This is a genomic window from Methylobacterium nigriterrae (assembly GCF_037106235.1).
GTDB lineage: Bacteria > Pseudomonadota > Alphaproteobacteria > Rhizobiales > Beijerinckiaceae > Methylobacterium > Methylobacterium nigriterrae.
The window spans coordinates 48,178-72,812 of record NZ_JBAWTG010000012.1; the positions used below are offsets into that span (position 1 = coordinate 48,178).

Here is a 24,635-nt window from a genome sequence, read left to right on the forward strand (position 1 = left end):
CATGGGTCTGCCCTCGGGTTATGGCCCCGTTAAGCCAGGCTGTAGCGGGATCGAGGCCCCTTGATCAAGGCTTTGATGAAATTAGTATGTGCGCGCCGTGCCACGATCACGCTGTGCGGAAGGAGGGCGATGAGCACCAATCCGGCGCCGATTCCGAATTCCGGTATGGTGAGCGGCCGCTTCGGCCAGGGCCCGATTCCGGCCTCGCGGGCAAGGCCCAGCACCGCGAAGGCGAACCACAGGGCGAGGTAGCGCTGCACGAGGCCGGCGCTTCCCGAGACGAGCCCCCGGCGCCAGCCCCGGCGCGGGCGCAACGGGTTGCCGGAGAGCGCCGCCGGGATGCCGACCGCGCAGCCGTAGCTGAACGCGACGGCCGCGGCGCCGAGTGCGTAGGCGAGCCAGAGGGGCAGCCCCTGCAGGAACGCGATGCCGCCGGTCATGAAGCCGCTGCGCAGGATCGCGCCTCCGAAGGTCGGGTGCAGGCTGAGGGCGAGGAGCGCCGCGACGCCGAGGAGCGCGAAGGCGAAGCGGCGGGCGGGGCCGGCCGGGCCCGGCGCGCATGCCGCCGCCAGGATGCGCGCCAGCCCGTAGACGAGCGCGGCGGCGTAGAGCGGGTAGCGGTCGAGGAAGAAGCCGTAGAACCGGCTCTCGGCCCAGGGCGCCAGCGCGGCGCGCTGATCGAAGCCCGTCGCCGCCGCGAGCGCGACGGCCAGGAGCGCGGCGAGGAGGGGCGCGGCGGCTTCGGCGACAGACGCGGGTTTCACGCGGCCTCCCGGGATGTGGACCGTCCGGCCTCCCGGCGAGCCGGGAGGCACGGGCAGCACGCGCCTACCGCGCCTCGTAATGCTCGCGCACGAGCCGGTCGAGCAGGCGGACGCCCCAGCCGGCGCCCCAGCTGCGGTTGATCTCGTTGGCGGTCGAGGACATGCCGACGCCCGCGATGTCGAGATGGGCCCAGGGCACCTCGTTCACGAAGCGCTTGATGAAGGTCGCCGCCGTGGCCGCGCCGCCGTGACGGCCGCCGGTGTTCTTCATGTCGGCGAATTTCGAATCGATCGCCTTGTCGTAGGCCGGGATCAACGGCATCCGCCACACCTTCTCGCCGGTCGCCTCGCCGGCCGCCGTGATCCGGGCGGCGAGCTCATCGTCGTTCGAGAACAGGCCCGCGATGTCCTGCCCGAGCGCCACGATGATGGCGCCGGTCAGCGTCGCGAGGTCGATCATGAGCTTCGGCTTGTAGGCGCTCTGCACGTGCCAGATCACGTCGGCCAGCACGAGGCGGCCTTCGGCGTCGGTGTTGATGACCTCGATGGTCTGGCCCGACATCGAGGTGACGATGTCGGAGGGCCGGTAGGAGGCTCCGTCCGGCATGTTCTCGACGATGCCGATGGCACCGATCACGTTCGCCTTCGCCTTGCGCGACGCGAGGGCGTGGAGCGTGCCGACCACCGCGGCCGCGCCGCCCATGTCGCCCTTCATGTCCTCCATGCCGCCGGCCGACTTGATCGAGACGCCGCCGGAATCGAACACCACGCCCTTGCCGATCAGCGCCACCGGGGCCTCGGAGCGGTCGGCCGCCCCGTTCCAGCGCATCACGACGACCCGCGGCTCGCGGGCGGAGCCTTGCGCCACCGCCAGCAGCGCCCCCATGCCGAGCTCCCGCATCTTGGCGGGCTCGATCACCTCGACCTCGACGCCGAGCTTGGTCAGCTCCGAGGCGCGGCGGGCGAATTCTTCCGGGTGGAGCACGTTCGGCGGCTCGTTGATGAGGTCGCGGGCAATGACGACGCCCTCGGCCACGGCCGCGCTCGCGCGCGCGGCCGATTCCGCGCCGGCATGGTCGACCAGCATCACGCTGAGGCTCGTGCCGCCGTTCTCGTCGGCGTCGGGCTTCTTCTTGGTCTTGTAGCGGTCGAAGCTGTAGCTGCGCAGGCGCGCCCCGAGGGCGAACTCGGCGGCGTTCTCCGGGGAGACCTGCGCGCCCGGCCAGTCGAGGAGAACGCGCGCGCTGCGACCCGAGACCTTGCCCGCCGTGAAGCCCCCGAGCACCGGCCATTCGACCTTGGCGCGGTCCTTCTCGGAGCCGAGCCCCACGACGACGAGGCGGTCCGCATCGATGCCGGCCGGGGCGGGCACGCTGAGCGCCGAGAGCGGGCGGCCCTTGAAGCGCTCGCCCGCCGCGGCCCGCGCCACGAGGTCGGTACCGGCGCTGCCGAGGACGTCGCGGGCGGCGCCGCCGAGCGACAGGTCGTCGCCCACGAACACGACGAGATCGCCGGGGCCCGCCGGAGAGACCGGACCGAAGCTGATGGTGATACCGTCCGCCATGTCGTTGCTTTCCGTCCTGCGATGATGTCTCTGGCCCGGGCCGGGCGCGGCCGGCTTCCTGTGTAGCCGCTGAGGCGGAGAACGCAACGCGGCCGCTGCGCCCATAAAACGGCCCAAGTTGAGGAGCCCTGAGCCATCCGTGACCGTGTGGGGGGCGCACCGCACGATGGGGCGAGCCCGGACGCGCGTCCGGCGGGGGCCTGATCGCGAGACCCGATGACGCAGATCGAGCGCTACATCTTCCGCATCGCGCTCTCGGCCTTCCTCGCCTGCCTGCTCGGCCTCACGGGCACGATCTGGGTGACGCAGGCCCTGCGCGAACTCGACCTGATCACCGCCAAGGGTCAGACGCTCCTGATCTTCCTGTTCGTGACGGGCCTGTCGCTTCCGACCCTGATCGTGGTGATCGCCCCGATGGCCCTGTTCATCGCGGTCCTCTACGCGCTGAACAAGCTCAACGGGGATTCCGAGCTCATCGTGATGTCGGCGGCGGGGATGAAGCCCCGCAGCATCCTGCGGCCCTTCCTGACCCTGGCGCTCGCCGTGAGCTTCCTCATCGCCTTCCTGACGATCCAGGTGATGCCGTCGAGCTTCCAGGAACTGCGCGACGTGGTGACCCGCGTGCGCGGCGACTTCATCGCGAACGTCGTCAAGGAGGGGCAGTTCACGGCGCTCGACAACGGCATCACCTTCCATTTCCGCGAGCGCGGACAGGGCGGCACGCTGCTCGGCCTGTTCATCCAGGACAAGCGCGAGGCCGGCAAGACCAAGGTCTATCTCGCCGAGCGCGGCCAGGCGATCGACGTCGACGGGCAGAGCTACCTGGCGCTCGAGAAGGGCAGCGTGCACCAGCAGCAGAAGGACTCGCGGGATTCCTCGATCCTCACCTTCGAGCGCTACACGATCGACCTCGCCGCTTTCGCGCCGCCCGACGCGGACGTGATCTACAAGCCGCGCGAGCGCTCGACGATGCAGCTCCTCTTCCCGGACCGGAGCGAGGGCTACTACAAGCTTCAGAAGGGCCGTTTCCGGGCCGAGCTCCACGACCGGCTCTCCTCCTGGCTCTACCCGCTTGCGCTCGCCTTCATCGCCTTCGCGGCGCTCGGCGACGCGCGCACCACGCGCCAGGGCCGGGGCCTCGCGGTGGCGGGCGCGGTCCTGGCCGTGGTGCTGCTGCGCATCGCGGGCTTCGCGGCGAGCAGCGCGGCGGCCCGCAGCCAGGCGGCGGTCGTCGCCGTCTACGCGGTGCCGCTCCTCGCCATCGCGCTCTCGGCGCTCGTCATCTTCCACGGGCCGGCGGTGCGGGCCTCGGGCGCGCGCCTGCGGCGCGCCCTGAGCCCCCGCCCGCGCAGGCCCCGCCTCGCGGCGAGCTGAGGAGGCGGCCCCGTGCTGATCGGCGCGACCCTCGGACGCTACTTCGCCATGCGCTTCGTGCGCACGGTGCTGGGCGTCTTCGTCACCGTCTTCGCCCTCGTCTACACCCTCGACTTCGTGGAGCTCCTGCGGCGGGCGGGCGACGCCGAGGGCGCCTCGCCGGGGCTGATGGCGCAGCTCTCGCTCTACCGCACCCCGGCGGTCGCCGAGGGGGTGCTGCCCTTCGCGGTGCTGTTCGGCTCGATGGCGGCCCTGCTGCAGCTCTCGCGCAAGCTCGAGCTCGTCGTGGCACGCGCGGCCGGCATCTCGGCCTGGCAGTTCCTGCAGCCCGGAATCTTCGTGGCACTGGCGCTCGGCGCCTTCACGGTCGGCATCTACAATCCGCTCTCGGCGGTGCTGAAGCAGCGCTCCACCGAGATCGAGGCCAGGATCTTCGCGCGCTCCACCAAGGCGAGCTCCGGCAAGGACCTGTGGATCCGGCAGAAGAGCCTCGACGGGCAGGCCATCATCCGGGCCGAGACCGCGGTCGAGGGCACGACGACGCTGGCGGGCGTCTCGGTCTTCACCTTCGACGAGGCCGGCTCCTTCGTCTCGCAGATCGAGGCCGCGCTGGCGACCCTGCACGACGGCTACTGGGAGTTGAGCGAGGCACGCCTGCTCGCGCCAGGCACGCCGCCCGAGAGTTTCGGCACCTACCTGATCGCCTCGACCCTCGAACCGGGGCAGGTGCGCCAGCGCTTCACCCCTCCGGAATCTGTGCCTTTCTGGCAACTTCCCGAGACCATCGCGCGCAGCGAGCGGGCCGGGTTGGATGCGACCCGCTACCGACTCCAGTATGATGTGCTCTGGGCCCGGCCGATCCTCTTCGTCGCCATGGTTCTCGTCGCGGCAACCGTTTCCTTACGGTTCTTCCGCTTTGGTGGCGTGGGCAAGCTCGTGCTGGGAGGGGTTGCGGCGGGGTTTGCCCTCTACGTCGCCCGTCAGGTCATGGAAGGTCTGGGAGCCTCCGGCATCGTGGCGCCGCCGGTGGCGGCATGGTTCCCGGCCGTGGTAGGGAGTCTTCTCGGTACACTCACGCTTCTGTACCAGGAGGACGGCTGAGGCTTCGGCCCGGACGGGAGACGAGGGATGGCCGTGGCTGAGGTTGAAACACGCGTTGCGTAACGTCGCCGACATTGCGAGGAAGGCCGGCTTGGCCGCGTTGCTGACGGCTGCCGCGCCTCTCGTGGCGGACGCCGTGGCGCCCGCGGCCGCGCAGAGCCTGCCGAAGAGCGCCGCCGGCAAGCCCGGCGACAAGCTCCTCGTCGAGGCCGACGAGCTGATCTACGACAACGACAAGAACACGGTCACCGCGCGCGGCAATGCCGAATTGCATTATGGCCCGCGCACGCTCCAGGCCGACCGGGTCCGCTACGACCGGGCCACGAGCCGCGTCTTCGCCGAGGGCAACGTCCGCCTCACCGACCAGGACGGCGCCGTCGTCACCGGCGACCGGATGGAGCTGACCGACGATTTCAAGAACGGCTTCATCGATTCCCTGCGCATTCAGCAGACGGTCGAGAAGAAGGGCGAGGTGGTCCGCACCCGGTTCTCCGCGCCCCACGCCGAGCGCGTCGACGGCGAGCAGACGAGCTTCGACTACGGCACCTACACGGCCTGCGAGCCCTGCAAGGACCATCCCGAGAAGCCGCCGCTCTGGCAGGTGCGCGCCGCCAAGATCATCCACAACAACGAGACCCACACCGTCTCGTTCGAGGACTCGACGCTCGAGCTCGCCGGCATCCCGGTGGCCTACCTGCCCTATTTCGAGGCCGCGGATCCGACCGTGAAGCGCAAGAGCGGCTTCCTGACGCCGCGCTTCATCTCCTCGACCGCGCTCGGCACCGGTGCGGCCGTGCCCTACTTCTTCAACCTCGCGCCGAACTACGACCTCACCCTGTCGCCGGCATTCGTGAGCCGCCAGGGCGTGCTCGGCCAGGCGGAGTTCCGGCACCGGCTCGAGACGGGCTTCTACAACCTGCGCCTCAGCGGCATCTTCCAGACGACGCCGAGCGCCTTCCTGCCCGGGCCCCTCGGCGCGGGCGACCGCGACTTCCGCGGCTCGATCGAGAGCCGGGGCCGGTTCTACATCAACGACCGCTGGCGCACCGGATGGGACGTCGTCGGCGTCACCGACAAGTGGTTCCTCGACAATTACCGGATCCGCAACCAGAACATCACCACGGACTATTTCCGCGAGGCGGTCTCGACCGGCTACCTGATCGGCCAGGGCGACCGTTCGTGGTTCGAGGCGCGCGGCTACTACTTCAAGGGCCTGTCGAGCTTCGACTGGCAGAAGGAGCAGCCCGTCGTCACGCCGGTGATCGACTACGACAAGCGCATCAACGGCCCCGACCCGCTCGGCGGCGAGGTCCGCTTCGAGGGCAACATCACGAGCCTGAGCCGGCAGGCGACCGACTTCCAGGGCCTGCCGCGCACGGGCAGCTACCTGTTCAGCCCGAGCTTCAACGGGATCAGCTATCCGCTCTACGAGACCTGCACGATCTTCAACCGCGCGTCCTGCCTGATCCGGGGCCTGGCCGGCGAGGATACGCGCGCCTCCGCGCAGGTCTCCTGGCGGCGCAGCTTCATCGATGCAGCCGGGCAGGTCTTCACGCCCTTCGCCTATCTGCGCACCGACGCGTTCTTCGTGAACCCGAGCCTGTCCGGCTACCAGAACGCGCTCGCGCCCACCTTCGCCAATTTCGACGATGGTTTCTCGGGCCGCGTGATGCCGGCGATCGGCCTCGACTACCGCTACCCATTCGTCAGCGATTTCGGGCCGCTCGGCGTCCATACCCTGGAGCCGATCGCCCAGGTCATCGCGCGGCCGAGCGAGACCCGGATCGGCCGCCTGCCGAACGAGGACGCCCAGAGCCTCGTGTTCGACGACACCTCGCTGTTCGAGTGGGACAAGTTCTCGGGCTACGACCGCGTCGAGGGCGGCGTCCGCACCAATCTCGGCGGCCAGTACTCCGTCGTCACCCCCGCCGGCTGGTATGCGAACGTGCTGTTCGGCGAGTCGATCCAGCTCGCGGGCGTCAACTCGTTCCGCCGCGGCGACTTCGCCAATGTCGGCTTCGACTCGGGCCTCGAGACCAGCCGCTCGGACTTCGTGGGGCGCTTCCAGCTCTCGCCGAACCAGAACATCAGCCTGATCACCCGGGCTCGGTTCGATCATTCGGACTTCAAGGTCAACCGCTTCGAGACCGGCGTCACCGCCCGCTTCTCGCCCTTCCTGCCGCTCTCCCTCTCGGCCTTCTATTCCTTCTACGAGGCGCAACCGCTGCTCGGCTTCAGCCACCGCCGCGAGGGCATCACCGCCTCGGCGACCTACAACATCACCCCGAACTGGTTCGTCACCGGCTCGGCGCTCGTCGACCTGACCCATTACCTCGACACGCGCGACGTCTATGCGGACGCCTTCAGCGCCTACCTCGCCAACCCGGTCGGCATCGTGCCGATCTACCAGAACCCGGGCCGCTTCTACCTGTCCGGCATGAGCGTCGGCGGCGGCTATCAGGACGAGTGCACCACAGTCTCGCTGAACTACATCGTCTCGCCCATCGCCACCGCGATCGGCGTGCGCGAACGCAACCAGACCGTGCTCCTTCGGGTCGAGCTCAAGACGCTCGGCGAGGCGGACCTGCGCCAGAACGTCGGCACGTCGAGCACGGCCGACGGCATCGCCTCGGTGCGCTGAGCGCTCGCGGAGACATCCCGGGACTGTTAGAAGGCCGGCAACCGACGGGTGAGCGCGCATCGTCCTATCGGGGCGCCGGGATGCCCGGCGGCTTCACGCGTCGGCCCCGGAGGCGGACCTTCCATGACCCCCCTCGCCCTCACCCTCGGCGATCCGGCCGGAATCGGGCCGGAGCTCGCGCTCGCGGCCTGGGCGGCCCGGACCGTGCATCCCGCCTTGCCGCCCTTCTTCCTCGTCGGCGATCCGGCTTTCCTGGAGCGGCGCGCGAGCCGCCTCGGGCTGCACGTGCCGGTGGCGGAGATCGACCCGGAGACCGCCGCCGAGGTCTTTCCGCGGGCGCTCCCGGTGGTGCCGTTGCCGAGCGGCACCGCGATCGAGGCGCAGCCGGGCAAGCCCGACCCCGTCAATGCGGGCGCGACGCTGGAATCGATCACCGCCGCCGTCGGCTTCGTGAAGGCCGGCCGGGCCTCGGCCGTCGTCACGAACCCGATCGCCAAGTACGTGCTCACCCAGGTCGGCTTCGCCTATCCCGGCCATACCGAGTTCCTGGCCGCGCTGTCGGTGCCCCCCGGGACGCCCGCGCCGCTCCCCGTCATGATGATCTGGAGCGAGGGGCTCGCGGTCGTGCCGGTCACGATCCACGTGGCGCTCCGGCGCGTGCCCGAGCTCCTGACGCAGGAGCTCGTGGAGCGCACCGCCCGCATCGTCGCGCGCGATCTCACGGCCCGCTTCGCGATGGCGCGCCCGCGCCTCGTGCTGGCGGGCCTCAACCCGCATGCGGGCGAGGCCGGCACGATGGGCACGGAGGACCGGGACGTGCTCGCGCCCGCGGTCGAGCGGCTGCGGGCCGAGGGCCTCGACATCCGGGGTCCGCTGCCCGCCGACACGCTGTTCCACGCCCGCGCCCGCGCGACCTACGACGTGGCGCTGGCACCGACCCACGACCAAGCGCTGATCCCGATCAAGACCATCGCGTTCGACGACGGGGTGAACGTGACGCTCGGCCTTCCCTTCATCCGGACCTCGCCCGACCACGGCACGGCCTTCGACATCGCCGGCCGGGGCGTCGCGCGCCCAGACAGCCTGCTGGCAGCGCTGCGCCTCGCCGACCGGCTCGCCCGCAACGTCGCGGCCGCCAAGCCTGCCCGGGCACCCAACGCCGACGTGATTCCGCTGAGCGCCTACGCCGACCGGCCACGCCCGGTCACGCATTGGCCCACGCATTTCGACCCGACCGACGAATTATGACGGCGCCCGACGGTCTGCCGCCGTTGCGCGAGGTGGTGCAGCGGCACGGGCTCGAGCCGAAGAAGGCGCTCGGGCAGAACTTCCTCTACGATCTCAACCTCACGGGCCGCATCGCCCGCGCGGCCGGGTCGCTCGCCGGCGTCACAGTGGTCGAGGTCGGCCCCGGCCCCGGCGGCCTCACGCGGGCGCTCCTCGCGGCCGGCGCGGGCCGGGTGGTCGCCATCGAGCGCGATCCCCGCGCCCTGCCGGCGCTCGCGGAGATCGCCGATCGTTATCCGGGCCGGCTCACCGTGGTCGACGCGGACGCGCTCGCCTTCGACCCTCGCCCGCTCGTAGGCGCCGGACCCGTCCGGATCGTCGCCAATCTTCCCTACAATGTCGGCACGGCGCTGCTGACGGGGTGGCTCGACGGAGAGACGTGGCCGCCCTGGTGGGAATCGGCGACCCTGATGTTCCAGCGGGAGGTGGCCGAGCGGATCGTGGCGGACGAGGGCGCGCGCGCCGATTACGGGCGCCTCGGCGTGCTCTGCGGCTGGCGCACCGAGGCGAGCATTCTGTTCGACGTCGCGCCGTCCGCCTTCGTGCCGCCCCCGAAGGTGACGTCGAGCGTGGTGCGCCTGGTGCCCCGCGCCGAGCCCCTTCCCTGCCGGATCGGGACGCTCGAAGCCGTGACGCGCGCGGCTTTCGGCCAGCGCCGCAAGATGCTGCGCCAGAGCCTGAAGTCCCTCACGCCCGAGCCTGGCAGGCTCCTCGCCGCCACCGGCATCCCCGAGACGGCACGGGCCGAGGAGGTGCCCGTTGCGGGATTCGTCGCGCTCGCCAACGCCTACGACGCGCAAACGAAAGCCGGCGCCGCGTGAGCAGCGCCGGCTGATCGCGTCGGGACGATCCTCAGTTCGTCTGCTGGATCGCCGAGAGGATCCAGGGCCGGCCCTGCTGGCGGACGAACGTCCACAGCTCGGTCGCCTCGGAGGGCTCGGTCTCAACCACCCGGTTGGTGTTCCGGTCGAGCTTCACGTCGTTGAGCGCGTAGCGCATCGCGACGGTGGCGTACTCGGTCGGACCCTCGCCCCAGGCTTCCGCGAGATCGCCTTGCAGGAGCTTGACGTTCGAGATCCGGTTGACCACGCCGCGGGCGGCATTCGCCTGCAGCTCCTCCTCGAAATAGCCCGCCATCTCCGGGGTGGCGAGATTGCGCAGGGCGACCCGGTCCTCGTGGGAATAGGCATCCTGGATCTCGCCGAGCAGCCGCTCGAAGGCCTGATAGTCGTTCGGGCCGATCTGGACCGGACGCTGCTGAACGGGACGCTGGGGGGCGCCACCCATCATGCCGCCGATGCCGCCCTGGCCAGGATTGCCCGGATTGCCGCCCGTGCCGTTGTCGAGCCCGGAGCGCGCGTAGGGCGCACCAGCGCCGGCCGGCTGGCCCTGGCGGCGGCGGAACCAGCGCACCGCGAAGGAGACGAGCAGCACGACGAGGCCGACCTGAAGCAGGAGGCCCAGGAACGACGCGATGCCGCCGAGCCCCCCGAAGAAGCCGCCCCCGAGCAGCGCGCCGAGCAGGCCCGCGCCGAGGAGACCCGCGAAGAAGCCGCCGCCGAAGCGCCGTCCCTGGCTCGGGGCCTGCATGCCGGGATTGTTGAAGCCCGCGCCGGGCTGGGTCTGCGAGCGCTGGATCGGCGCGGCGCTGCCCGGCGCCGTCGGTGTCGCCGACGGCGCGTTGAAGGTGCGCGACCCGCGCGAGCCGGCGCTGCCGCCGCCGCCCGGGCGAGCCTCGACGACGGGCGCCGCGACCGTCAACGCGGCCGCGAGCGCCAGGAGGGCCGCCGTGCGCTTGCGACGGGTGGTGGAGGTGAGCATCTGTTCGCCTCTGTGCGTGGAACCGTTCGAGAATACATCGTGGCGTGGTCGCCATCGATAATGTGGGGACGGTTGAGGCGGTGTTTTAGTCCGTCGAACGGCAAAGTTTTCGTGGATGAAAATCGCCCGGCGGACGTGCTTGGTCAAGAATACCCGTTCCCGCGCGACTCGTTCCCGTCATCCCGCCGCGGGAAAGATCAGGCGCACGCTCGTCCCCTCGCCCGGGTGGCTGTCGAGCGCGATGGTGCCGTTCTGGCGCTTCATCAGGCCATGCACGATGGCCAGGCCGGCACCGCGCCCGGCCTCGCGGCTCGTGGCGAACGGGGCGAGCGCGCGCGCCAGCATCTCGGGCGACATGCCGGAGCCGGTATCGTCGATCGCGATGCCCACCGCTCCGTCGCCGGGACGCTGCAGGCCGCGGTCGCCCGGCGCCACGCGGAAGGTCGCGATCCTGATCCGCCCTCCCTGCGGCATCGCCTCGCAGGCATTGGCGACGATGTGGCCGAGGGCGAGCTCGACCTGGGTCGGGTTGCTCAGCGCCGGCGGCAATTCGGGCGTCGGCTCGACCTCAAGGGTCACGCCCGGCGGCAGGTTCGGGCGCAATTGCTCCGCGATCCCGGCCACGACGGCGTCGAGGTCGACCGGGCGCACGTCCGGGGCGATCCGGCGCGAGAAGGCGAGGAGCTGCCGCGTGAGGATCGCGGCGCGCTCGGCCGCGTCGGTCGAACGGGTGACGGCGCGCTGGACGAAGGGCTCGGGCCGGTCGCCGAGCCGGCGCTTGAGCCCGTCGATATAGCCGATCAGTATCTGCAGGAAGTTGTTGAACTCGTGCGCGACGCTGTTCGTCAGGAGCCCGAGCGCCTCGCGCTGGCGCGACAGCCTGAGCGCGCCCTCCGCCTCCCGGCGCCGCGTCACGTCGACGATCTGTCCGAGCCTGAACGGGCCCCCGCCCACGGGCGCGAGCGTCAGGCTCGCCCAGAAGGAGGTGCCCCCTCGGGTGATCGCCAGGAACTCGGCGGTCTCCGACCCGGCGACCTCTTCCGTCCCCGCCGCCGGCACCCGCTCGCCGAGGAGGCCGATCAGGTCGCGCCCTTCGACCGCGCTGCGATCATAACCGGTGAGCGCCAGGAAGGCCGCATTCGCGTAGACGATCGTGCCCTCCGCACCGGCCAGGAAGGTCGGCACCGCGGCGGCGTCGAGAAGCGCGATCCAATCCGGATCGACGCCGGCACGGGGCCCGTTCCGAACGTCCGCTACGGGCTCCGCCATGATCCATCCCGGCTCGACGGGCCGCGAGCCCCGACGACCTATCGATAGCGGCATCGCGGTAGGGGGCCAAGCGGAAGCACAACCGTGGGACGGAACGCGGCCGGGCCCGCTACTGGCGCACCCACATCACCCGGGCCATCCAGGCGATCTCGCCGACATTCACGACGCGGTCCTCGTGGTCCGGGTTGAGCGACGACAGCTCCACCGTGCGGGCGGTGCGGCGCTTCAGCTCCTTGGCCAGCACCTCGCCCGCATGCAGGCGCACCACCACGCGGTCGCCCTTGCGGACGCCGGCGGTCGGCGAGACGATCAGCACGTCGCCGTCGCGGTAGAGCGGGATCATCGAATCGCCCTGGACCTCCAGCGCGAAGGCCCGCTCCTCGCCGAGATCCGGAAACTCGATCTCCTCCCAGCCCGGCCCTCCGGTCGGCATGCCCTCGTCCGTGAAGAGGCGGCCGGCGCCCGCCTGCGTCATGCCGATCAGCGGGATCATCGCCCGCGGCGGCCCCTCGCGCGGTTCGATCAGCCGCAGGAACTCGTCGAGGCTCGCGCCCGTGGCGGCGAGCACCTTCGAGACCGATTCGGTTGAGGGCCAGCGCTTGCGCCCGTCGGGCCCGATCCGCTTCGAGCGGTTGAAGCTCGTGGCGTCGAGTCCCGCGCGGCGGGCCAGCCCGGAGGCGGAAAAGCCGTGACGCTCGGCCAAGCGATCGATCGCGGTCCAGATCTGCTCGTGGGACAGCATGTCGGGCCCAAGCCTGCGCCGGCCGCTAAGACGCACGGCCTAGTTGTAGGAAACTAGAACTAATCGGCCGGAAAGGCAATTGATCTTCTGCGTATTTCGCCACTCGTTTCCGCACCGTCCCGGCTGGTACCCGGCGCGTCCGCCAGCGGGGAGCCGCGCGCCGGGCGCGGTTGCGGAGGCCCCGCCACTCGCCTAATCGACGGCCGCCAACCGGACGCTATCGATGCCCCTCATCTACAAGATCTGCCCCCGCGCCCTCTGGCGGGAGGCCGAGGCCGCGGGCCGCTTCGACGGCGCGCCCGTCGACCGCGCGGACGGTTTCATCCATTTCTCCACCGCCGCACAGGTGACCGAGACGGCCGCCCGGCACTTCCATGGAGCCACCGATCTCCTGCTCGTGGCCGTGGAGGCGGATGCCCTCGGCGCAGCGCTCCGCTTCGAGCCCTCGCGCGGGGGCGACCTGTTCCCGCATCTCTACGGCGCGCTTCCCTTGAGCGCCGTGCGCTCCGTGGACGACCTGCCGCTCGGGGCGGAGGGCGGTCACGTCTTCCCGGCCGGGATCCCGGCATGATCGGCGCCCTCTTTCCGCTTGTGCGCCCGGTTCTGCACGGCCTCGATGCCGAGAGCGCGCACAACCTAACCCTTCGGGCCCTCAGCCTGATGCCGCCGCGACGGCCCGCGCCCGATGATCCGCGCCTCGCGGTCGATCTGCTCGGCCGCCGCTTCCCCAACCCGGTCGGGCTCGCCGCGGGCTTCGACAAGGGCGCCACGGTGCCGGACCAGCTCCTCGGGCTCGGATTCGGCTTCGTGGAGGTCGGCGGCGTGGTTCCGCGGCCTCAGCCCGGCAACCCGCAGCCCCGCGTGTTCCGCCTGACCCGCGACGGCGGCGTCATCAACCGGTTCGGCCTCAACAGCGAGGGGCTCGCGGTGGTCTCGCGACGGCTCGCCGCTCGGGCCGGCCGCCCCGGCATCGTCGGCGTCAATATCGGGGCCAACAAGGACTCCGCCGACCGTCTCGCCGACTACGCCGCCTGTACGCGCGCGCTCGCGCCGCTCGTCGGCTTCGTCACAGTCAACGTGTCCTCGCCCAACACGCCCGGCCTGCGCGACCTGCAGGGCGAAGCCTTTCTGGACGAGTTGCTGGCGCGCGTCATCGAGGCGCGGGACGCGGTGCATCCGGCCACCGCCGTGCTCCTCAAGATTGCCCCCGACATCGCCCTCGACACTCTCGACGCGATCTGCGCCACGGCAGTCCGGCGCGGCGTCCAGGCTCTCGTCGTGTCGAACACCACCATCGCGCGGCCCGATTCGCTCGCCGAGGCAGCGCTCGCGCGTGAGACCGGCGGCCTCTCGGGCCGGCCCCTGTTCGGCCCCGCGACGCGGCTTCTGGCCGAGACCTACCTGCGGGTCGGCGGGCGGGTGCCGCTCGTCGGCGTCGGCGGCATCGATTCGGCCGAGGCTGCCTGGACCAAGATCCGGGCGGGCGCGAGCCTGCTGCAGCTCTACTCGGCGCTCGTCTATGCTGGCCCGGGACTCGTCCCGGACATCAAGGCCGGGCTCGTCCGGCGCATGAAGGCGGAGGAGCTGACCGGCCTCGCGCAGGTCGTCGGGCGCGATGCCGGGGACTTGGCGCGCACGGCCTGACACTTGCGCGAAGGGGAGCCTGACAAGCTTTCGGACAGTTCCCATTGCGACGGATGAAGATGTGGAAATCTTTCCATCGGACGATAAGAGGATTGTAACGTTTTCGGTGCAGGCTCGGTCAGCGATATTCAGTCATCGCAGCTGGAATGCCGATCAGACGAGCCGGCCTCGACCTTGTCGGGCGCCGGCGGGATGGCCGCCATGTTCTCCTGGATCCGTGCGCCCTTCATCAAGACCCGCGCTCCGCACGCGGCACCCGCTCGCTACAACATCCGGGCGACGATCCGCGACGGTCGCGCGAGCCACGCCTGCATCATTCGCGAGTTGAATCGCACAGGCGCGTTCATCGAGTTCGAGCGAAGGCCGGCGGGCAAGCTCGGATCGACGTTCGACCTCCGGCCGGAGACCGATCGCACCTTCCGGCGTGTCAGACTCCTCTGGCAGCACAACGATCAGGCGAGCGTCGAATTTCTCACCGCCTGGGCCATCGCGCGATAACGGCGATCACGGTCGCCGGCCGGTCCCGGCCAGCACCGCGCAGGCGGCGCCGGCCCCGAGCAGCAGCCACTTCACGGGCAGCCATGCGGCGCCCTCGCCGGGGACGGGACGGTCGACGAAGCGGCCGGGCGCAACCTCGACGCCGGGCCTGCCATGGGCCTGCGCGTCCGCGATCTGGCCCGGCGTGACCGCCCATTGCGCGTCCCGTGCGCGGTCATAGGCCATCATCGCGAGGCCGACCGCGAGACCGGCGACGAGCGCCGCCAGGATCCGCACCCGCATCCGCAGGAAAGGTATTCGGGTCATCACTGCCGCATAAGTCGAGCGGGCGCCGGGCTCAAGCGCGCGCCCGATTCCGTTGCGTGCGTGAGGGCAAGCCGTACCCGCCTGAGAGCCTAGGGAGACCGCCTGCCCAGTACCTCTTGGATGAGAGGTCCGCGCCGAGACGCGCTCGCCGGGCTCGAGGAAGCGGCGGCTCGGGGCGGCCTAGAAGCCTTTCGCCGAGATGGCGTCCGACCATGCGACCGCGCGCTTGGCCATGCCGATATGCTGGCGCTCGTACATGCGGCCCTCGACCTTGATGGCGCCGCGCTTGGCATTCTCGGGCTTGTCGAAGGCTTCGATCACGAGACGGGCGCGACGCACTTCCTCCTCGGTCGGCGCGAAGGAGGTGTTGGCGGGCTCGATCTGATTCGGATGGATCAGCGTCTTGCCGTCGAAGCCGAGGTCGCGGGACTGGCGGCACTCGGTGCGGCACCCCTCGACGTCGGCGATGTCGTTCCAGACGCCGTCGAGGATGGTCAGGCCCTCCGCCCGTGCGGCGGCGAGCGTGAACATGATCCAGGGCAGCATCGGCACGCGGCCGGGCACGAGCTGCGCCCAGGTATCCTTGGCGAGATCGTTCGTCCCGAGCACGAAGCAGGTGAGGCGCGTGCGCGGGTCGCGCCGGGCAGCGGCGATCTTCTGGATGTTGAGGATCGCGGCCGGGGTCTCGATCATCGCCCAGACCTTGATCTCGGGCGGCGCGTCGAGGGCCTCGAGATGGTTGGCGATGCTCTCGAGCACCGCGGGCGAGGACACTTTCGGCATCAGGATCGCATCCGGGCGCGCCTCGATGGCGCTGCGCAGGTCGGCCTCGCCCCAAGGGGTCGGCGGCGCGTTCACCCGAATGATCAGCTCCCGGTCGCCGTAGCCGCCGCTCTTGACGGCGGCGCAGACCTGCTCGCGGGCGATGTCCTTCTCCTCCGGCCCGACCGCGTCCTCGAGATCGAGGATCAGCGCGTCGGCCGGCAGGGTCTTCGCCTTCTCCAGGGCGCGCAGGTTCGAGCCCGGCATGTAGAGGACGCTGCGGCGGAGACGGAGATCGGACATGGTGTGACCCTTATTTCGGTTTGCGCGCGACCCTAGAGCACGGCGCCGCCCGCACCAATTCGTTGAATTCTAAATGCGCGATAGACGGCTCCGTTTGACACCGACTCGCGCCGGCCGAGGTTACGCGAAGCCGGATCCGGCCGGATGCCCGGCGGTCGCTGCGGAGGCAACCCGCATTGACGGCCCGGGTCAGCCGGCAACACCCTGATTCGCCGCGCGGCGCCAAGACCAGCAAAATCCTGCGCCTCCGCGCGCCCCCTTTTGGTCACGTTCGATTGGTCAAAGGCCGCCCGAACCATTGGGGGTGTCGTAGGATGAAGGCGATCTGTTTCGGCCTGATGCTGGCCGTGGCCGCGCCGCAGGCCGCATCGGCGGCGAGCAACACGGCGGTCGGTGCCGGTTCCGGTGCCGTGGCGGGCGCGCTCGTCGCCGGGCCCGTCGGGGCGGTGGCGGGCGCCATCATCGGGGGCGTCATGGGCTCCTCGACCGAGCGGGCGGCCTCGCGCCGCCATCGCCGGGTCCGGGCCCTGCGCCGCCGCGCCCAGGTCATGCCGGTCCGCGGCACTGTCCAGCGAAGCGCCGAGCGCGAAGCCGCGCCCCGCACGCTGACGCCGACGGCGCCCGCGGCGACCGGCTCCGTCAGCGGGACGGCCTGGAAGGATCCGCGCTGAAGCGGCCGGGCGCGGTGCGGACTTCGCCGAAGGTCCGGCGGGCGAGACCCGGATAGGCGAGCGCCTGGCCGATTCCGCGGGCCGCCAGGAAACCCAGGAAGGACAGCCACAGGCCGGCATTGCCGAGGTCGGCATACCGCACGGCCGCGAGTGCGAGCCCGTAGGCGAGGAGCGCGGCCAGCATCAGGTCGCGCATCGCCCGGGTCCAAGTGGCGCCGATATAGATGCCGTCATAGGCAAACGGCGTCGCGGCGATGAAGGGCGCTGCCGCCGCGAAGGCGAGGTAGCGCCGCGCCGCCTCTCGCACCTCCGGGCTCGTCGTCACGGCGTCGATGAAGGCGCCGCCGAGCACGAGGCAGATCACGCTCACCCCGAGGCCGAAGCCGATGCACCAGCGCAGGCAGAGCGAGACGGCGCGCCGGAAGGCGGCGGCGTCCCGCGCGCCGACCGCCTGCCCGCACAGGGTCTCGGCCGCCGTTGCGAAGCCGTCGAGGAAGAACCCGCCGATCAGGAAGAGATTCCAGAGGACGGCGTTCGCCGCCAGCACCGTGTCCCCTGAGCGGGCGCCGAGTGCCGAGAACAGCGCGATGGCGCTGACGAGGGCGAGCGTGCGTGCGATCACGTCGGCATTGACGCTCAGCATCCGCCGCAGCGAGGCCGGATCGCGCACCGCCGACAGCGGCACGCGGAACGGGTAGGAACCGAGCCGGGCGAGGACCAGCAGTCCGAGGCCGAGCCCGGCGGCCTCCGCCAGCACGGTGGCGAGCGCCGCGCCCGCGAGTCCGAGCCCGAAGCCCAACACGAGCACGAGGGTGAGCGCGATGTTGGCGAGGTTGATCACCACCTGCAGGAGAAGGCCGAGATCCGTGCGACCGCGGCCGAGCACGGACCCAAGCACCGCGTAGTTCGCGAGCGTGAAGGGTGCGGCGAAGATGCGGATGTGGAAATAGACCGCGAGGCCCTGCGTCACCGCTGGGCTTGCGCCGCTCAGCGCGAAGGCGCCGGCTGCCAGCGGCCCCTGCAGCAGGACCAGGGCGAGGCCCGCGAGCGCGCCGGCCGCCAGCGCCCGCGCCAGGGTGCAGTCCACCTCGCCGGCATCCCGCGCGCCGACCGCCTGCGCGGTCAGGCCGGCCGTCGCCATGCGAAGCGACCCGAAGGACCAGAAGATCGCGTCGAAGATCACGGCCCCCAGCGCCACCGCCCCGAGAAGCGCCGCGTCGCCGAGACGACCGATTACCGCGGCGCCGACGAAGCCGAGGAGCGGCGTCGTGACGTTCGCGAGCGTCATCGGCAGGGCGAGCGCGAGGACGCGCCGGCCGGTCGCGGGACCGGGGGAGGTCATCGTCTAGGTGAAAGGTTCGTGTTGCGGATTCGTGTCTCGGCGTAGGATCCGCGCGCAGCCGGATCAAGCCGGCGCGGCTCACGAAGGCGGGAGCGGCCGGTCGCTCTCGGACAGCCCTACTTGGACACTGCCAACAGCCGCGAGATCAGCCAGAGCGGCACCACCACCACGGCGCCTGCCAGGATCCAGCCGCCGAAATCGTGGAAGGTCTCCAGGCCGAGGTCGATCAGCACGCGCAGGGTGTCGTAGGCGTGCCAGAACAGGCGGGCGGGTGTCAGCCCCAGCATCGCCATGAGGGCGCCCACGACCACGGACAGGAACAGGAGGCGCACGAACACCGCCGCCGGCGAGCCGCCGAGGAAGCGGTGCAGGCCCGAGCGGGTGCGGTAGCCTGGATGGCCGGAATCCCGGTACCCTGGCGGCGGGGCTCCGTATTGCGGTCCCTGACGGCGCGGTTCGTGCTCGACGATCATGCGTGTCCCCTGAAAGCGCTCTTCCAAGCGCCCGAACCCGGCGGAAGCGTGACGCATGCGTCACACCTTCGCGAAACCACATCGCTCCCCGGGCGTTAGGCCGTTTCGCAGATCGACCCGAGATGGCAATGCGGCGCCGGCCCGCCAAGATGCCGGTGCAAGGCGCGCTTTGCGCATTCCGCCCTGCGTGCGCCGGGCGGACAAATCGTCCAAGCTTGCGCACAACCGTGTTACGCTCGACCACTTCTGACGAGACTGGCCCACGATGATCGACCACGCCCTCTTCGACCCGGCGACGATCGATCCCGAGACCGAACGGCTCAATGCCGAGATCGTCGCCGCCCATGCCGCGCAGGCGGATCCCTGGGATCTGCCGATCGCGGAGGTGCGCGCTCGCCGGCGGCGCGGCACCCAGGCCTCACCCGCGATGCCGCGGAGTGCGAGGGCCGAGACGACGATCATCGAGGGGCCGGGCGGGCCGCTGACTCTGCGGGTGATCCGTCCCCGGCTGAAGCCGGGCCAGACCGCCCGCGGCGCCTACCTGCATATTCACCGGGGCGGCTGGGTCTGGGGCTCGGCCGACGAGCAGGACCCCTGGCTGGAGCGGATCGCGGATCGGTGCGGGTTCGTCTGCCTGTCCGTCGAGTACAGGCTCGCGCCCGAGCATCCCTACCCGGCGGCGTTGGAGGATTGCGAGGCGGCGGCCCTCTGGCTTGCCGGCCCCGGCAAGGCCGAGCTCGGCGTCTCCGCGCTCACGATCGGAGGCGAATCGGTCGGCGCGCACCTCGCCGTGATGGTGCTTCTGCGCCTGCGGGACCGGCACAAGCTGCCGCGCTTGTTTCGGGGCGCGAACCTCAACGCCGGCTTCTTCGACCTCGGGCTGACCCCGAGCGTGCGCAACTGGGGCGACGAACGCCTCGTCGTGAATACGCGGGACCTGACCAACTTCGCCAATGACTACGTCCGGGAGGGCGTCGACCGGAGGCGTCCTGACGTCTCGCCCCTCTACGCCGATCTCAAGGGACTGCCGCCGGCCCTGTTCACCATCGGCACGGCCGACCCGCTCCTCGACGACACCCTCTACATGTCGGCCCGCTGGGCGGCTGCCGGCAACGGCGGCCATACGGCGGTCTATCCGGGCGGCTGCCACATCTTCATCCGTTATCCGGGCGCGATGACGGAGCGGGCGCTGGAACTGATCGACCGTTTCCTCACGGCCCTTGCCTGAGGATCCGCTTCTCCCCCCCGCCTTCGCGGAGTGGTTCGCCGGACGCGGTTGGCGCCCCCGCGCGCACCAGCTCGACCTCCTGCGCCTTGCCGGCCGAGGACGCTCCGCACTCCTCGTCGCGCCGACCGGTGCGGGCAAGACGCTGGCGGGCTTCCTGCCGAGTCTCGTCGCGCTCTCCGGGCGTCGGGCGAGTGCGCGCCCAGGCGGCCTCCACACCCTGTACGTCTCGCCCCTCAAGGCGCTGGCGGTCGACATCGCCCGCAACCTCGAGGCGCCGGTCGCCGAGATGGGCCTGGGCATCCGGGTCGAGACCCGTACGGGCGACACCCCGGCCCACAAGCGCACCCGCCAGATCGACCGCCCGCCCGACATCCTGCTGACGACGCCCGAGCAGCTCTCGCTCCTGATCGCCCATCGGGAGGCGGCGGACCTCTTCGCGGCCCTGCGCTGCGTCGTCCTCGACGAGCTGCACGCCCTGGTCACCTCGAAGCGCGGCGACCTGCTGTCGCTGGCTCTCGCGCGCCTGCACCGTCTCAGCCCGGGCCTCACGGCGATCGGCCTCTCCGCGACCGTGCGGGAGCCGGACGCGTTGCGGCGATATCTCGTGCCGCAGAAGGCGCTGCCGGGCACCCCCGATCGGGACCCGACTCCCGCTCCCCCACGGGAGAGCGAACCCACGCTCGACCCTCCGCCCATGGCCGACCTCGTCGTCGTTCAGGGCGGCGCGAGGCCCGATCTGCACATGCTCGAGATCGGCCAGCGCCTGCCGCTCGCGGGGCACACCGCCTACCAGTCGATGCCCGCAATCTACGAGCTGATCCGACGGCACCGCACGGTTCTCGTCTTCGTCAACACGCGGCTACAGGCCGAGTACACGTTCCAGGAGCTGTGGCGGCTGAACGACGATGTGCTGCCCATCGCGCTCCACCACGGCTCGCTCGACGCCCAGCAGCGCCGCCGCGTCGAGGCCGCGATGGCGGCGGGACAGTTGCGGGCGATCGTCTGCACCGCCACCCTCGATCTCGGCATCGACTGGGGCGACGTCGACCTCGTCGTCAACATCGGCGCGCCGAAAGGCGCGAGCCGGATCATGCAGCGGATCGGGCGCGCCAACCACCGGATGGACGAGCCGTCCAAGGCCTATCTCGTGCCGGCCAACCGCTTCGAGATGCTGGAATGCCGGGCCGCCCTCGACGCCGTCGAGGAGGCCGCGCAGGACACGCCCGACGCCCGCCTCGGCGCGCCGGACGTGCTCGCCCAGCACGTTCTCGGCATGGCCTGCGCGGACGCCTTCGACCCGGTGGCGCTCTACGAGGAGGTCACCGCGGCCGCGCCCTATGCCGGGCTCTCCTGGGAGGAGTTCGAGCAGGTCGTCGACTACGTGGCGACCGGCGGCTACGCCCTGCGCGCCTACGAGCGCTTCGCCAAGATTCTGCGCGGTGCCGACGGCCTCTGGCGGGTGCGCGACGCGCGCGTCGCCCAGCAATACCGCATGAATGTCGGCACCATCATCGAGGCCGCGAAGGTCAAGGTGCGCCTTGCCCGGTCGCTGCGCGGAAAGCCCGGCACGGTGCTGCCCAGGACGGGCCGCGTACTCGGGGAGATCGAGGAGGACTTTGCCGAGACGCTCACGCCCGGCGACACCTTCCTGTTCGCCGGCGAGGTGCTGCGTTTCGAAGGCCTTGCCGAGGACGAGGCGATGGTCACGAAGGCAGGTCCCGGCACGGACCCTGCCATACCCTCCTACGCGGGCGCCAAATTCCCGCTCTCGACATTCCTGGCCGCGCGGGTGCGCGCGCTGATCGCCGATCCGTTCGAGTGGGACCGGCTGCCGAGACAGGTTTCCGATTACCTTCTGCAGCAGCGCCGCCGCTCGATCCTGCCGGGGCCGCGCGACCTTCTTGTCGAGACGTTCCCGCGTGGGGGGCGCCACTACCTCACGGCTTTCCCGTTCGAGGGGCGCCTCGCCCACCAGACGCTCGGCATGCTGCTGACGCGCCGGCTCGAACGGGCGCGCCTGCGTCCGCTCGGCTTCGCCGCCAACGATTACGGTATCGCGATCTGGACGACGCGCGACGTGGGCGAGCGCATCGGGTTCGAGCCGGCCTTCCTTGAGGAGCTGTTCGCCGAGGACATGCTTGGCGACGACCTGGAGGCGTGGCTCGACGAATCCGCCATGATGAAGCGCACCTTCCGGCAATGCGCAGTGATCGCGGGCCTGATCGAGCGGCGCTTCCCCGGCCAGAGGAAGACGGGGCGGCAGGTCACGATCTCGACCGACCTCGTCTACGACGTGCTGCGCAAGCACCAGCCCGATCACCTACTTCTGCGTGCAGCCCGCCAGGATGCGGCAACCGGACTCCTCGACGTGAGGCGCCTCGGTATGATGCTACAGCGCATCCAGGGGCGAATCATCCACAAGGCGCTCGACCGCGTCTCGCCGCTCTCCGTCTCCGTCATGCTCGAGATCGGGCGCGAGCGGGTCTACGGCGAGGGGGCCGACGAGATTCTGGCCGAGGCCGAGGCGCAGCTTCTCGAAGAGGCGCTGGCGTGAATGGTGAACCCGCTCCGTCATCTGAGGATGCGATCTTGGCGCTCGGCCAGAGACTTGAGAAGACTGGCAAATCTCCCGGCCTGGAGCTTGCCGGCGAGACCCTGACCCTCGATCTGTGCGGCGGCCTCTGGCTCGAGGCCCACCGAACCCTGATCGTCTCCGACCTGCATCTGGAGAAGGGGTCCGCCTTCGCGGCGCGGTCGGGCCAGTTCCTGCCGCCCTACGATACCCGGGAGACGCTGGCCTGCCTGCACGAGGCGGTTGTGCGCTTCGATCCCGCTCGGGTGGTGGCGCTCGGCGATTCCTTCCACGACGCGCGGGGGCCGGAGCGGATGGAACCGGGCGACCGTGCCATGGTGGCGGCCCTGCAGGAGGGGCGCGACTGGGTCTGGATCGCCGGCAACCACGACGCGAGCGTCACCGAGGGCGTCGGTGGCCGCTACGCCGAGACGCTGATGCTCGGCAATCTGAAGTTGCGCCACGAACCGACCCCCGGCGCCGCCGCGGGCGAGATCGCCGGCCACCTCCATCCCTGCGGCAAGGTGGCGATGCGGGGCCGCGCCGTGCGGCGGCGCTGCTTCGTCACGGACGGGCACCGGCTGGTCATGCCGGCCTTCGGCGCCTATGCGGGCGGCCTCAACGTGCGCGACCGGGCCTTCGAGCCCCTCTTCCCGAACGGCTTCACGGCGCATCTCCTCGGCGACGGGCGCGTCTTCGCGATCGGCCGGGCGATGCTGGCGCGGGACTGAGGAACCGGCAAACCGGGCCGGGCTACTGCAGCGTCCTCACCTCGCACTGCGCGTAATCCGCGCTGCCCTTCACGTAGGCGTTGAGCTTCTGCAGGTAGGCCTCCGCGAGGGGGCGGAAGGCCTGGAGCTCGGCGTTGTAGGCCTTGACCGCGTCGTTGTAGCTGTAGGCCTCCCAGCCTGGGCAGCCGCCCTTGGCGTCGAGGCAGGCGGGCTTCGGCGGCAGGGCGGGCTTCGTCGGCTTGGCCTCGGGCGGCGGCGGCTCGGGGCGCGTGCAGGCGGCCCTCGCCGGGGCTCCGAGCGCGAGGGCGAGCCCCAGCGCGATGACGGTCCGTCGCATCGTTGCATTCCCGTGGCCGAGACCGGCCGGAAGCCCGCTTGTGCCGGCTCCCGGGCCCGGGAACAAGGCGCCCCTACTCGGCCGGGGCGATGCGGGCCGGCCGCGCGGGGGGCCGAGCCCGCGCGCCGTCCGGCTCGCCGCGCAGGAGGCCGACGAGGGGCAGCGCGAGGCCGGCGGCGAGCACCCACCAGGCCGGCCGGATCATCCCGGAGAAATCGAGGTTGGCCCCGAGCACCATCGCCGGCGGGATGCCGTTGCGCAGGCCGTACCAGGCCGCCTCGAGGAGCGCGGTCGCGAGCGCGGTGCCGGCCGCGAGCCCGAGGAGCGGCAGCGGCCGCGAGGGCAGGCCCGCCCGGTGCAGGCCCCGCCAGCCCATCAGGAGCAGGAACAGCCCCGTCCAGAAGACCGGGTCGGAGACGTCGATCTTCGACTGCAGGAAATAGTGCAGCAATCCCAAGGCGGTGATGGCGTAGACGAGCCGGTGCAGACGGTTCCAGCCCTGGCCCATCCGGCGGATCGCCGCGTCGGTCGAGGTCACCCCGAGCGCGATCAGGCCGACGAGCGCCACGAAGCCGATCGTCAGGTAGACGCGCAGCGCGATCTCGCTGACGACCTTCGTGAGGACGAAGTTCTGATCCACCACGTAGAGGGCGAGGTGGATCAGCGCGTAGGCGAGCGCCGTCAGCCCGAGCATGCGGCGCAGGTTGATCAGCCTCGGCCAGTTCGCGATGCGCCGGAGCGGCGTGACGGCGAGCGAGAGCAGCAGGAAGCGGATGCACCATTCGCCGGTGCCGTGCAGGAGCGCCGTGATCGGCTTCGCCCCGAGCGCATCGAGGCGGTAGGCGGCCGCGAGGTAGAGGCCCGGCGCGAGCGCTGCCAGGAAGGTGGCGAGCTTCGGGAACGAGAGACGGCCGGCGCGGTCGAGCCAGGGCAGAGGGAGCGTCCGAGAGGCCATCGCGGGGTCTGACTGTTCCTGGAAGTTGTGCAACCGAGAGGTCGGAGGCGCGGGGCGCGCGCCGGTCATTCGCCGCGCCGAGACCTGCCGTTACGTCCCGGATATGGGTTTTGTTGGGAAGCGCGGCCGCTTCAAAACGTCGCCCGCGAAACGGAACAAGTCATGAACACTGGTGCCGTTCCGCGCCGCCGGGGCAAACGGGAAAGATCACGTCACGGCGCCGCTTCGGCCGGGGACGGGTGTGGAATGC

Annotated in this window: 23 protein-coding genes; 12 read left to right on the forward strand and 11 right to left on the reverse strand. The window is 70.9% G+C overall.

The annotated features are described in order from the left end of the window. Positions 1 to 29: 29 nt before the first annotated feature. Positions 30 to 764, reverse strand: a complete 735-nt coding sequence (locus WDW90_RS09385; protein WP_336487121.1) for a hypothetical protein — start codon at positions 762 to 764, stop codon at positions 30 to 32. A 64-nt stretch (positions 765 to 828) separates the two neighbouring features. Then, entirely contained in the window at positions 829 to 2,328 is a 1,500-nt protein-coding gene (locus tag WDW90_RS09390) for a leucyl aminopeptidase (RefSeq protein ID WP_336487122.1), read from the reverse strand. 216 nt (positions 2,329 to 2,544) lie between these two features. Here WDW90_RS09390 and lptF point away from each other — a divergent pair, with 216 nt between their 5' ends. The 5 genes from lptF to rsmA all read left to right on the forward strand — a co-directional run bounded on the left by lptF (position 2,545) and on the right by rsmA (position 9,552). Continuing rightward, on the forward strand, positions 2,545 to 3,702 hold the full coding sequence (gene lptF, locus WDW90_RS09395; RefSeq protein WP_336487123.1) for an LPS export ABC transporter permease LptF: 1,158 nt from the start codon (positions 2,545 to 2,547) through the stop codon (positions 3,700 to 3,702). Between the two features lie 12 nt (positions 3,703 to 3,714). Beyond that, on the forward strand, positions 3,715 to 4,803 hold the full coding sequence (lptG, locus tag WDW90_RS09400) for an LPS export ABC transporter permease LptG (RefSeq protein ID WP_336487124.1): 1,089 nt from the start codon (positions 3,715 to 3,717) through the stop codon (positions 4,801 to 4,803). A 55-nt stretch (positions 4,804 to 4,858) separates the two neighbouring features. Beyond that, entirely contained in the window at positions 4,859 to 7,444 is a 2,586-nt protein-coding gene (locus WDW90_RS09405) for an LPS-assembly protein LptD (protein ID WP_336487125.1), read from the forward strand. A 123-nt stretch (positions 7,445 to 7,567) separates the two neighbouring features. Next, the gene (gene pdxA, locus WDW90_RS09410; RefSeq protein WP_336487126.1) at positions 7,568 to 8,692 is read left to right on the forward strand and encodes a 4-hydroxythreonine-4-phosphate dehydrogenase PdxA; all 1,125 of its coding nucleotides are present in this window, start codon (positions 7,568 to 7,570) and stop codon (positions 8,690 to 8,692) included. Next, entirely contained in the window at positions 8,689 to 9,552 is an 864-nt protein-coding gene (gene rsmA / locus WDW90_RS09415) for a 16S rRNA (adenine(1518)-N(6)/adenine(1519)-N(6))-dimethyltransferase RsmA (RefSeq protein WP_336487127.1), read from the forward strand. Before pdxA ends, rsmA begins: the two co-directional genes overlap by 4 nt. A gap of 31 nt (positions 9,553 to 9,583) precedes the next feature. Here rsmA and WDW90_RS09420 read toward each other — a convergent pair whose 3' ends face one another. From WDW90_RS09420 to WDW90_RS09430, 3 genes are all read right to left on the reverse strand, one after another. Next, positions 9,584 to 10,552: a TIM44-like domain-containing protein gene (locus tag WDW90_RS09420; RefSeq protein WP_336487128.1), complete on the reverse strand. Its 969-nt coding sequence runs from the start codon at positions 10,550 to 10,552 to the stop codon at positions 9,584 to 9,586. A 177-nt stretch (positions 10,553 to 10,729) separates the two neighbouring features. Continuing rightward, positions 10,730 to 11,821 carry an ATP-binding protein gene (locus tag WDW90_RS09425; RefSeq protein ID WP_336487129.1) on the reverse strand — a complete coding sequence of 364 codons (1,092 nt, stop codon included), beginning with the start codon at positions 11,819 to 11,821 and terminating at the stop codon, positions 10,730 to 10,732. A gap of 109 nt (positions 11,822 to 11,930) precedes the next feature. Then, the gene (locus WDW90_RS09430) at positions 11,931 to 12,563 is read right to left on the reverse strand and encodes a S24 family peptidase (protein ID WP_336487130.1); all 633 of its coding nucleotides are present in this window, start codon (positions 12,561 to 12,563) and stop codon (positions 11,931 to 11,933) included. 223 nt (positions 12,564 to 12,786) lie between these two features. Between WDW90_RS09430 and WDW90_RS09435 the strand changes: the two genes are divergently transcribed. The 3 genes from WDW90_RS09435 (at position 12,787) to WDW90_RS09445 (ending at position 14,705) form a co-directional block, all read left to right on the forward strand. Beyond that, positions 12,787 to 13,134: a DUF952 domain-containing protein gene (locus tag WDW90_RS09435; RefSeq protein ID WP_336487131.1), complete on the forward strand. Its 348-nt coding sequence runs from the start codon at positions 12,787 to 12,789 to the stop codon at positions 13,132 to 13,134. Then, positions 13,131 to 14,207 carry a quinone-dependent dihydroorotate dehydrogenase gene (locus WDW90_RS09440; RefSeq protein WP_336487132.1) on the forward strand — a complete coding sequence of 359 codons (1,077 nt, stop codon included), beginning with the start codon at positions 13,131 to 13,133 and terminating at the stop codon, positions 14,205 to 14,207. The genes WDW90_RS09435 and WDW90_RS09440 overlap by 4 nt, the downstream gene beginning before the upstream one ends. A 174-nt stretch (positions 14,208 to 14,381) precedes the next feature. Then, on the forward strand, positions 14,382 to 14,705 hold the full coding sequence (locus WDW90_RS09445) for a hypothetical protein (protein ID WP_336487133.1): 324 nt from the start codon (positions 14,382 to 14,384) through the stop codon (positions 14,703 to 14,705). A 6-nt stretch (positions 14,706 to 14,711) separates the two neighbouring features. Here WDW90_RS09445 and WDW90_RS09450 read toward each other — a convergent pair whose 3' ends face one another. Both WDW90_RS09450 and WDW90_RS09455 read right to left on the reverse strand, forming a co-directional pair. Next, positions 14,712 to 15,011, reverse strand: coding sequence for a hypothetical protein (locus tag WDW90_RS09450; RefSeq protein WP_336487134.1), 300 nt, complete (start codon positions 15,009 to 15,011; stop codon positions 14,712 to 14,714). A gap of 180 nt (positions 15,012 to 15,191) precedes the next feature. Beyond that, entirely contained in the window at positions 15,192 to 16,076 is an 885-nt protein-coding gene (locus WDW90_RS09455; protein ID WP_336487135.1) for an HpcH/HpaI aldolase/citrate lyase family protein, read from the reverse strand. Positions 16,077 to 16,390: 314 nt separating this feature from the next. On the opposite strand from WDW90_RS09455, the gene WDW90_RS09460 reads away from it, so the two are divergent. Continuing rightward, complete coding sequence (locus WDW90_RS09460) at positions 16,391 to 16,747, forward strand: hypothetical protein (protein WP_336487136.1); 357 nt, start codon at positions 16,391 to 16,393, stop codon at positions 16,745 to 16,747. On the opposite strand, the gene WDW90_RS09465 is transcribed toward WDW90_RS09460, so the two are convergent. Both WDW90_RS09465 and WDW90_RS09470 read right to left on the reverse strand, forming a co-directional pair. Continuing rightward, positions 16,716 to 18,089: an MATE family efflux transporter gene (locus WDW90_RS09465; protein ID WP_336487137.1), complete on the reverse strand. Its 1,374-nt coding sequence runs from the start codon at positions 18,087 to 18,089 to the stop codon at positions 16,716 to 16,718. The two genes, WDW90_RS09460 and WDW90_RS09465, sit on opposite strands and share 32 nt — an antisense overlap. Positions 18,090 to 18,205: 116 nt before the next feature. Then, on the reverse strand, positions 18,206 to 18,562 hold the full coding sequence (locus WDW90_RS09470) for a DUF6460 domain-containing protein (RefSeq protein ID WP_336487167.1): 357 nt from the start codon (positions 18,560 to 18,562) through the stop codon (positions 18,206 to 18,208). A 265-nt stretch (positions 18,563 to 18,827) separates the two neighbouring features. Here WDW90_RS09470 and WDW90_RS09475 point away from each other — a divergent pair, with 265 nt between their 5' ends. Genes WDW90_RS09475 through pdeM form a run of 3 tightly spaced genes read left to right on the forward strand, consistent with a single transcriptional unit; the run spans position 18,828 to position 23,093 of the window. Beyond that, positions 18,828 to 19,790, forward strand: a complete 963-nt coding sequence (locus tag WDW90_RS09475; protein WP_336487138.1) for an alpha/beta hydrolase — start codon at positions 18,828 to 18,830, stop codon at positions 19,788 to 19,790. Further along, entirely contained in the window at positions 19,783 to 22,344 is a 2,562-nt protein-coding gene (locus tag WDW90_RS09480) for a ligase-associated DNA damage response DEXH box helicase (protein ID WP_336487139.1), read from the forward strand. Before WDW90_RS09475 ends, WDW90_RS09480 begins: the two co-directional genes overlap by 8 nt. A gap of 35 nt (positions 22,345 to 22,379) precedes the next feature. Beyond that, entirely contained in the window at positions 22,380 to 23,093 is a 714-nt protein-coding gene (gene pdeM, locus WDW90_RS09485; RefSeq protein WP_336487140.1) for a ligase-associated DNA damage response endonuclease PdeM, read from the forward strand. A 22-nt stretch (positions 23,094 to 23,115) separates the two neighbouring features. Here pdeM and WDW90_RS09490 read toward each other — a convergent pair whose 3' ends face one another. Further along, a complete protein-coding gene (locus tag WDW90_RS09490; RefSeq protein ID WP_336487141.1) occupies positions 23,116 to 23,430 on the reverse strand; it encodes a hypothetical protein in 315 nt (104 codons plus the stop codon). 73 nt (positions 23,431 to 23,503) lie between these two features. Then, positions 23,504 to 24,385 (reverse strand): protein-methionine-sulfoxide reductase heme-binding subunit MsrQ, encoded by an 882-nt coding sequence (gene msrQ / locus WDW90_RS09495; RefSeq protein ID WP_336487142.1) that lies wholly within the window; start codon positions 24,383 to 24,385, stop codon positions 23,504 to 23,506. Between the last annotated feature and the right edge of the window lie 250 nt (positions 24,386 to 24,635).

What these genes read in the sequence shown, in the direction of transcription:
- WDW90_RS09390 (WP_336487122.1), bottom strand. Translation starts at nt 2,328, where the DNA reads ATGGCGGACGGTATCACCATCAGCTTCGGTCCGGTCTCTCCGGCGGGC.
- lptF (WP_336487123.1), top strand. Translation starts at nt 2,545, where the DNA reads ATGACGCAGATCGAGCGCTACATCTTCCGCATCGCGCTCTCGGCCTTC.
- pdxA (WP_336487126.1), top strand. Translation starts at nt 7,568, where the DNA reads ATGACCCCCCTCGCCCTCACCCTCGGCGATCCGGCCGGAATCGGGCCG.
- rsmA (WP_336487127.1), top strand. Translation starts at nt 8,689, where the DNA reads ATGACGGCGCCCGACGGTCTGCCGCCGTTGCGCGAGGTGGTGCAGCGG.
- WDW90_RS09420 (WP_336487128.1), bottom strand. Translation starts at nt 10,552, where the DNA reads ATGCTCACCTCCACCACCCGTCGCAAGCGCACGGCGGCCCTCCTGGCG.
- WDW90_RS09425 (WP_336487129.1), bottom strand. Translation starts at nt 11,821, where the DNA reads ATGGCGGAGCCCGTAGCGGACGTTCGGAACGGGCCCCGTGCCGGCGTC.
- WDW90_RS09430 (WP_336487130.1), bottom strand. Translation starts at nt 12,563, where the DNA reads ATGCTGTCCCACGAGCAGATCTGGACCGCGATCGATCGCTTGGCCGAG.
- WDW90_RS09435 (WP_336487131.1), top strand. Translation starts at nt 12,787, where the DNA reads ATGCCCCTCATCTACAAGATCTGCCCCCGCGCCCTCTGGCGGGAGGCC.
- WDW90_RS09440 (WP_336487132.1), top strand. Translation starts at nt 13,131, where the DNA reads ATGATCGGCGCCCTCTTTCCGCTTGTGCGCCCGGTTCTGCACGGCCTC.
- WDW90_RS09450 (WP_336487134.1), bottom strand. Translation starts at nt 15,011, where the DNA reads ATGACCCGAATACCTTTCCTGCGGATGCGGGTGCGGATCCTGGCGGCG.
- WDW90_RS09455 (WP_336487135.1), bottom strand. Translation starts at nt 16,076, where the DNA reads ATGTCCGATCTCCGTCTCCGCCGCAGCGTCCTCTACATGCCGGGCTCG.
- WDW90_RS09460 (WP_336487136.1), top strand. Translation starts at nt 16,391, where the DNA reads ATGAAGGCGATCTGTTTCGGCCTGATGCTGGCCGTGGCCGCGCCGCAG.
- WDW90_RS09465 (WP_336487137.1), bottom strand. Translation starts at nt 18,089, where the DNA reads ATGACCTCCCCCGGTCCCGCGACCGGCCGGCGCGTCCTCGCGCTCGCC.
- WDW90_RS09470 (WP_336487167.1), bottom strand. Translation starts at nt 18,562, where the DNA reads ATGATCGTCGAGCACGAACCGCGCCGTCAGGGACCGCAATACGGAGCC.
- WDW90_RS09475 (WP_336487138.1), top strand. Translation starts at nt 18,828, where the DNA reads ATGATCGACCACGCCCTCTTCGACCCGGCGACGATCGATCCCGAGACC.
- WDW90_RS09490 (WP_336487141.1), bottom strand. Translation starts at nt 23,430, where the DNA reads ATGCGACGGACCGTCATCGCGCTGGGGCTCGCCCTCGCGCTCGGAGCC.
- msrQ (WP_336487142.1), bottom strand. Translation starts at nt 24,385, where the DNA reads ATGGCCTCTCGGACGCTCCCTCTGCCCTGGCTCGACCGCGCCGGCCGT.